We start from the raw sequence: 1,588 nt of genomic DNA, 5'->3' as shown, positions 1-1,588 counted from the left end.
CCTTGCAACAGCTATCTGGAATGAGAATCCAACAAAGCGGACACAACAATTTTTAGCACCGGATGGACAACGGCGGACAAAGATCAAACAAGCCTCCACAGACGGAGCCAATGAATACAAGATAAAACTGGAGCGAATGCAAGTTACGCTCGAAAGCGAAAAGATTGCTCTTGAACGACTACGCGAAACAACCGTTGATCGAGAAGAAATGAAAAAGGCAGCACGTGAGTTTGGCAGAGCACATCGTGATGCCATGTTGAATTTTCCTCATCGTTTTGGTGCAAGCATTGCCGCACAAGTTGGATGTGATGCTGCTAGCCTTATTGGTGCCATTGATTATTTCATGAGAACAGCTTTGCTTGAGGCGGTTACCATTCCCGTGCCTTTTCATGACCCTCATTCTCCAGAGTTAGAGAACTTGCAAGAAATGAATAATGGATGACAATGCCGTCGAAGAATTTTTCGCCAATGCCAATGATGCACGACAACCAGACCCACCGTATACGGTTTCGCAATGGGCGGATAAAAATCGATACCTTAGCACCGTAGCAAGTGCTGAGCCTGGGCTTTGGAGAACAAAGCGCACCCCTTATTTGCGCGAAATCATGGATAACCTTTCCTCTCACAAACCAATTGAGACAACTATTGTCATGAAAGGGGCGCAGGTTGGAATGTCAGAAGCAGGATTGAACTTCTGCGGTTATGCTATTCATTACAGTCCGGGACCCGCCCTTTATGTCATGCCAACGGTTGAGACAGCGAAGAAATTATCAAAGACGCGTCTTGACCCAATGATTATGGCAAGCCCCGCTTTAAGTGAACGCATTGCCCCAGCGCGGGCACGCGACAGCGGCAATACAATGTTTTCGAAAGAGTTTGATGGTGGGGCATTGATGCTTACAGGAGCAAACAGTGCTGCTGGTTTGCGTTCCATGCCTATTCGTTATCTGATTTTAGATGAGGTGGATGCCTATCCTCTCAGTGTGGATAACGAAGGTGATCCGGTAATGATTGCCGAAAAGCGGACCTCAACCTTTGTACAGAGAAAGATTTTTAAATTGTCCACGCCAACCCACCGTGACACAAGCCGTATCGCCAAGGATTTCGTGCTTGGAGATCAGAGATATTACAATGTTCCTTGTGACGTGTGTGGTGTTCTACAGCCCATTGTCTGGTCGCAAATCAAGTGGCCGAAAGGCGCCCCTGAAAAAGCTGTTTTTGTTTGTGCCCATTGTGGTCATGAACATGCCGAGCATAGAAAAACAGATCTCATGTGTGAAGAAAGAGGAGCATGTTGGGTACCAACCAGTGAATCAAGTAGACCGAATTTGCGTTCTTATCATATTTCGGCACTTTATTCGCCTTGGCTTACTTGGGGGGAGTGCGCAAGAGAGTTTTTAGATGCGAAAAATGATCCGGCGCTTTTACAGCCTTTTGTTAATACAGTGCTTGGAGAGCCATGGGAGGACAGAACCGGCGAAGTTGTTGACCCTGATAGCCTCTATGCAAAACGTGAAGATTATCCCCTTGCACCAGAACAAGCCGTGTTGTTGACAGCGGGCATTGATGTGCAAAATGACCGCTTAGA

Annotated in this window: 2 protein-coding genes; both read left to right on the top strand. The window is 46.9% G+C overall.

Annotation, left to right across the window (positions count from 1 at the left end):
• A partial coding sequence (locus GQO39_RS08455) for a hypothetical protein (RefSeq protein ID WP_156851763.1) occupies positions 1-442 on the top strand: 442 nt, incomplete at its 5' end.
• Positions 435-1,588 (top strand): phage terminase large subunit family protein (locus GQO39_RS08450; protein WP_198039450.1); only part of this gene is annotated, 1,154 nt, incomplete at its 3' end. The genes GQO39_RS08455 and GQO39_RS08450, both read left to right, overlap by 8 nt.

This window comes from Bartonella refiksaydamii, assembly GCF_902652675.1.
GTDB lineage: Bacteria > Pseudomonadota > Alphaproteobacteria > Rhizobiales > Rhizobiaceae > Bartonella > Bartonella refiksaydamii.
This window is presented reverse-complemented; position numbering and strand designations above follow the sequence as displayed.